Annotated in this window: 6 protein-coding genes; 4 read left to right on the forward strand and 2 right to left on the reverse strand. The window is 68.8% G+C overall.

The annotated features are described in order from the left end of the window. The 4 genes from APM_RS07065 to APM_RS07080 form a co-directional block, all read left to right on the forward strand. Positions 1-959: AsmA-like C-terminal region-containing protein (locus APM_RS07065; RefSeq protein ID WP_007422668.1), on the forward strand; the 959-nt coding region annotated here is incomplete at its 5' end. Between the two features lie 104 nt (positions 960-1,063). Next, positions 1,064-1,813, forward strand: a complete 750-nt coding sequence (locus tag APM_RS07070) for an electron transfer flavoprotein subunit beta/FixA family protein (RefSeq protein ID WP_007422669.1) — start codon at positions 1,064-1,066, stop codon at positions 1,811-1,813. Between the two features lie 2 nt (positions 1,814-1,815). After that, the gene (locus APM_RS07075) at positions 1,816-2,751 is read left to right on the forward strand and encodes an FAD-binding protein (RefSeq protein WP_007422670.1); all 936 of its coding nucleotides are present in this window, start codon (positions 1,816-1,818) and stop codon (positions 2,749-2,751) included. A gap of 83 nt (positions 2,752-2,834) precedes the next feature. Beyond that, positions 2,835-3,710: a 3-hydroxybutyryl-CoA dehydrogenase gene (locus APM_RS07080; protein WP_007422671.1), complete on the forward strand. Its 876-nt coding sequence runs from the start codon at positions 2,835-2,837 to the stop codon at positions 3,708-3,710. Positions 3,711-3,777: 67 nt separating this feature from the next. Here APM_RS07080 and APM_RS07085 read toward each other — a convergent pair whose 3' ends face one another. Together APM_RS07085 and APM_RS07090 are read right to left on the reverse strand one after the other, a co-directional pair. Then, a complete protein-coding gene (locus APM_RS07085; protein WP_007422672.1) occupies positions 3,778-4,668 on the reverse strand; it encodes a DMT family transporter in 891 nt (296 codons plus the stop codon). Positions 4,669-4,713: 45 nt separating this feature from the next. Next, positions 4,714-6,056: GNAT family N-acetyltransferase (locus tag APM_RS07090; protein ID WP_007422673.1), on the reverse strand; the 1,343-nt coding region annotated here is incomplete at its 5' end.

Genomic DNA, 6,056 nt, shown 5'->3' on the forward strand with positions numbered 1-6,056 from the left:
CCGTTGCCATGGCACGGCTCGGCCAGTTGCGGGCGCGCGGCTCGGTGGCGCCGCCGGCCCGGCTCGGCGCGCCCTGGCGGATTTCGCTCTCCGGCGGAACGCTGGATCTTTCCGCGCTGATCGCGCAAGCCCGTGCGCAAGCCGGCACGGCGGCGGCCGCGCCGCGCCCGGCATCCGGCCCGGTCTGGGCGTTGAATGGAACGTTCGCCCAGTTGCGGCTGCACGCCGCGCCAGCGCCGTTACTCGGCGCGACGCAACTCGCCGCGACCGGGGATGGCGACCGCCTCACCGGGCTCGAGGCGACACTGGTCCAGGGGCCGCGGCAAACCGGGCGGCTGACCTATCGCCGCGCCGGCGGGGTGACGCGGATCCGCCTCGACGCGCCGGATGCGGGGGCGCTGCTGGCGGCGACGGGTGCTACCGGAGGTGTGAACGGCGGCACGCTCACGCTCGATGCGACGCGGCAGGGGGGTCTTACGAAAGGGCGCCTTGGCATCGACGATTTCCGCCTGACCGAGGTGCCGGTGATGGCGAAGGTGCTGCAGGCGCTGACCATCTACGGCATGCCGGCGGCGACCTCCGGGCCGGGACTCGCCTTCACACGGCTGGTGGCGCCGTTCACCATGTCAGGCGAGGTGGTGACGCTCGGCGGGGCGCGGGCATGGTCGCCCTCGCTCGGCTTCACCACCACGGGGCAGATCGACCTTGCGCGGAAGCGCTACGACCTGTCCGGGACGATCGTGCCCGCCTATGCGCTGAACACCCTGCCCGGCCGGATTCCGCTGATCGGCCGGCTGTTCAGCCCGGAGAAAGGCGGCGGGCTGTTCGCCGCGCGCTATACCGTGGTCGGGCCATTTGGCGCACCAAGGGTCGTGGTCAATCCGGTTTCTGCACTGGCGCCGGGATTCATCCGCGACCTGTTCGGCATCGGGCCGCCGGAAGCACCGGCGAAACCATGACGCAAACGTCAGGAAGCGTCCGCAAAGATTGACTTGCCGAACGACGCCCCATAGATCATCCAGCAAACGACAGCGACGCGAAACGCCAAACCTGTGGAGTGACCATGAAGCTGCTGGTGCCTGTAAAGCGTGTGGTTGATTACAATGTGAAGGTCCGGGTGAAATCGGATGGCAGCGGGGTCGAGCTTGCCGGCGTGAAGATGTCGATGAACCCGTTCGACGAAATCGCGGTCGAGGAGGCGGTGCGGCTCAAGGAAAAGGGCGTGGCAACCGAGATCGTCGCGGTGTCGATGGGGGTGAGCGCCTGCCAGGAGACGATCCGCACGGCGCTGGCGATGGGGGCCGACCGGGGCATCCTGGTCGAGACCGAGGCCGAGCTGCAGCCGCTGGCGGTGGCGAAGATGCTCAAGGCGCTGGTGACGCGCGAGCAGGCCGACCTCGTGATCATGGGCAAGCAGGCGATCGACGACGACATGAACGCCACCGGCCAGATGCTCGCCGCTCTGCTCGGCTGGCCGCAGGGCACCTTCGCCAGCAAGGTCGCGATCGCCGACGGCACGGTGACGGTGACGCGTGAGGTGGATGGCGGGCTGGAGACGGTCGCGCTGAAGCTGCCGGCGGTGGTGACGGCGGATCTGCGGCTGAACGAGCCGCGCTACGCCTCGCTGCCGAACATCATGAAAGCGCGCAAGAAGCCGATCGAGACGGTGAAGCCGGAAGATCTCGGCGTCGACCCGGCGCCACGGCTGACCACGCTGAAGGTGGCCGAGCCGCCGCAGCGCAAGGCCGGGGTCAAGGTCGGCTCGGTGGCCGAACTCGTCGAGAAACTGCGCAACGAAGCGAAGGTGATCTGATCATGGCAGAGGTTCTGGTTCTCATCGAGCACGACGGCGCGCATGTGAAGCAGCCGGCGCGCAGCGCGGTTGCGGCGGCGGCGAAGCTCGGCACGGTGCATGCGCTGGTCGCTGGCGAAAACGTGGGGGGCGCAGCGCAGGAAGCCGCCGCGATCGCCGGGGTGGACAAGGTGCTGGTCGCGGACAGCAAGGCGCTGGCGCACGCGCTGGCCGAGCCGCTGGCCGACCTGATCGTGAAACTCGCCGGCAATTACACGCATGTCCTCGCCGCCTCCACCGCTACCGGCAAGAACGTGATGCCCCGCGCCGCAGCCCTGCTCGACGTGCAGCCGATCAGCGACATCGCCGGGGTGGTGGATGCCGACACCTTCGTCCGCCCGATCTATGCCGGCAACGCGATGGCAACGGTGAAATCCGCCGACGCGAAGAAGCTCATCACCGTGCGCGCGGCGAGCTTCGATCCCGCACCGGCCGAAGGCGGAGCGGCGGCGATCGAGACGATCGAGGTCGGGGTCGACGCCGGTGGTTCGAGCTTCGTCGGCGCCGAGCTTTCGAAGAGCGAGCGGCCGGAGCTGACGGCGGCGCGGATCGTGGTTTCCGGCGGGCGCGGCATGCAGAACGGCGAGAATTTCGGCAAGCTGCTCGACCCGATCGCCGACCGGCTGGGGGCCGCGGTGGGCGCCTCGCGTGCGGCGGTCGATGCCGGGTTCGTGCCGAACGACTACCAGGTGGGGCAGACCGGCAAGATCGTCGCCCCCGACCTCTACATGGCGGTCGGCATTTCCGGCGCGATCCAGCATCTCGCGGGCATGAAGGATTCCAAGGTCATCGTCGCGATCAACAAGGACGAGGACGCGCCGATCTTCCAGGTGGCCGATTACGGCCTGGTGGGCGACCTGTTCACAGTGCTGCCGGAGTTGCAGAAGGAGCTCGGCTGAGCCCTTCGGGCTTGAGCGACATCAAGGCGCCGGGCGGCCATAAAGGCTAGCCCGGCCTGTGTTTCAGGCGGAAGGAAAAGTAGATGGAGATCAGGACTCTCGGCGTGCTCGGCGCGGGCGCGATGGGCAACGGCATCGCGCATGTCGCCGCCCTGTCCGGGCTCGATGTCGTGCTCGTCGACACCGCGCAGGCGGTGCTGGAGAAGAGCATGGCGACCATGCGGAAGAACCTCGAGCGCCAGGTGCAGAAGGGCACGATCGACGCGGCGGCCGAGGCAGCCGCCCTCGCCCACGTCTCGCCCATGACCACGCATGACGCTTTTGCGAAATGCGACATGGTGATCGAGGCGGTGCCGGAGCGCGAGGAGATCAAGCGCGCGGTCTATGCCCAGGTGATCCCGCATCTCGCGCCGCACGCGATCCTCGCCTCGAACACCTCGTCGATTTCGATCACGAAGCTCGGCCGGGCGTCGGGGATCGCGGAGCGGTTCGTCGGCATGCATTTCTTCAACCCGGTGCCGATGATGAAGCTCGTCGAGGTGATAAGCGGGCTGGAGACGACGGATGCGACGGTTGCCGCGGTCGAAGACCTGGCAAAGCGGATGGGCAAGATCACCATCGCAGCACAGGACATGCCGGGCTTCATCGTCAACCGCATCCTGGTGCCGATGCTCAACGAGGCGATCTTCGCGCTGCACGAGGGGATCGGCGACGTGGTCTCGATCGACAACGGCATGAAGCTCGGTGCCGGGCATCCGATGGGGCCGCTGACGCTGTGCGATCTGGTCGGGCTCGATGTCGCGCTGGAAGTGATGCGCGTGCTGCATGCCGGGCTCGGCGAGGACAAGTATCGCCCCTGCCCGCTGCTGGTGAACTATGTCGAGGCTGGCTGGCTTGGCCGCAAGACCGGGCGCGGCTTCTACGACTATTCCACCAACCCGCCGACGCCGACGCGCTGAGGCTTGACTTTCAAGGGAAGACCCGGCGCCGCGCGGTGCCGGGTTTTTGCGCTTACGGGGCGCGGCTTCAGGATTTCCACTGGCTGAGCACCACGCTGGCGATGATCAGCACGCCGCCGAGCACCTGGGCAGGGGCAAATATCTCGCCAAAGGCAGCACCCACAAGCCCGGCCCAGACCGGCTCCAGCGTGTAGATCAGCGTCGCCCGGTTGGCCGGGATGCTGCGCTGCGCCCAGTTCTGCGCGACCAGGACGAAGGCGGTGGCGAGGCCCATGCCGGTCATCGCCGCGAAGGGAAAGGCACGGGTGGTGATCATGATGCCGCCGCGCACCGCCTCGACGGCGAAGGAAATCACACTGACGGTGGCAAGCTGGACGATGGCGATACGGCGCGGATCGGCGGTGAGCGCGCTATGGCCGATCAGCACGATTTCGAGCGCCGCCCCCAGCGCGCCGCCGAGGGTGAGCCACTGGCCGCGGTCGAAGGCGAGCGACAGGCCGGTCATGCCCGAGACCAGGACGAGGCCGGCGAAGGCGAGCACGAGGCCAGCTGTCGCGAACAGGCCGGGACGGCGGCGAAAGATCAGGAATTCGAGCAGCGGGACCATCGGCACGTAGAGCGCGGTAAGGAAGGCGGATTCGCCGCTCGCCACGGTGCGCAGCCCGTCCGCCTGCAGACCGTAGCCGAGGAAGAGAACAAGACCGATGGTGATGCCGCCGGTGATCTCCATCCGGGTGAAGCTCGCCGGATGCGGGCGGGTGACGAGCACGACGGCGAGTGCGGCAACGCCGAAGCGCCAGCCGACAAAGGCATACGGCCCGATGAAGGGCAGCGACAGGCGGGTGAGCAGGAACGTCCAGCCCCAGATCACGGTCACCGAAAGCAGGACGAGGACCGGGGCGTTCGGACGTGACAGGAAGCCGGAGACCGGCGATGACGGGCGGGCGATGTCGCTCATGGCCTCCATCAACGCGATAAGCGGACCGGCGGCAAGCCCGCGCGATCACGTGAGACGCAGCCTTGCTTCCACGACATCCTCCTCGCCGGGAACATGGGCGATCGCGAAGCCGAGATGACGGATGAAGGCGAGCATCGGGTGGTTGTCGGCCAGAACCTGACCGATGATGTCGACAACACCCTCGTCGCGCGCCCAGTCAATCAGGTCGCGCATCAGCGCCGAGCCGAGGCCGACGCCCTTCGCCGCACCCTCGACGAGGACGGCGAACTCGCCCTCGGTGCCGTCGGTATCGGAGCGGACCAGGCGGGCGACGCCGACTGTCTCGCCGGTGGCGGTTTCGACTGCGATCAGGGCGAGTTCGCGGCCGTAATCGACCTCGGTGAGGCGGACCACCTGCTCGGGCGTAAGCTGGCGCACGGCAGAGAAGAACCGGAAGCGGACATCCTCCGGCGTGAGGCGGGAGAACAGGCGCTGATGGGCGGCGGCGTCTTCCGGGCGGATCGGGCGGATCTGGAAGCCCCTGCCTTTCAGCGTCATCGTGTGGGCGAGATGGGCGGGATAGGGCGTGATCGGCAGCGGCTGGCGACGCTCGCCGGGCGCGTGCAGCGTGATCCGCACATTGGCGGCGATGACGCCGGCGCCGGTGGCGAAGAGCGGGTCGATTTCCAGGCGCTCGATTTCCGGCCAGTCGACGACGAGCTGGCTGATGCGGACCAGGGTGCCGGCGACCGCGGCGCGATCCGCCTCGTCCAGGCCGCGGGCGGGGCGCAGCAGCGCGTTGCCGCCGGCGCGGAGGATCAGTCCCTCGGCCAGTTTCAGGTTGAGGGGCGGGAGATCGAAGGCGAGGCGTGAGGTATCGGCGGCGTCGCCACCACCGGGGCCGAAGCCGATGGTGGGGCCGACGAAGGGCTGCTCGCCGACCAGGATGCGCAGCTCTCGGGCGCGAGGAAGCTGGCGCTGGACGAGGAAGCGCGCCCCCTCGGGAAATTCGCCCCTGCGGCGCAGGCGGGCGGTGATCAGCGTGGCGGCCGCGCTGGCGGAAGCGGCGTCCGGTAGGTCAAGCGAGACGCTGCCTTCGGGGCGGCGCCGCGCGAGATCGGGGTGGGAGACCTTCACCACCACCGGAAAGCCGAGCGACGAGGCCGCCGCCGCCACATGTTCCGGCGTGTCGACGATGCGTGTTGCGGCGGTTTCGATGCCATAGGCCCGCAGAATGGCGAAGCCGGCATCCTGCGGCAGGGCGGTGCGGCCACCATTGCGGGCGAGAGAAAGGGCGGCATGGACGGCGGCCCGGTCGGGGGCGACATCGAGCACCGCGGAGGGCGGCAGTTCGCGGGCGGCGGCGCGGATGGCGCGGTGGCGGAGCAGGTCGCCGAACCCTTCGACGG

This window comes from Acidiphilium sp. PM, assembly GCF_000219295.1.
GTDB classification, from domain to species: Bacteria; Pseudomonadota; Alphaproteobacteria; order Acetobacterales; family Acetobacteraceae; genus Acidiphilium; species Acidiphilium multivorum.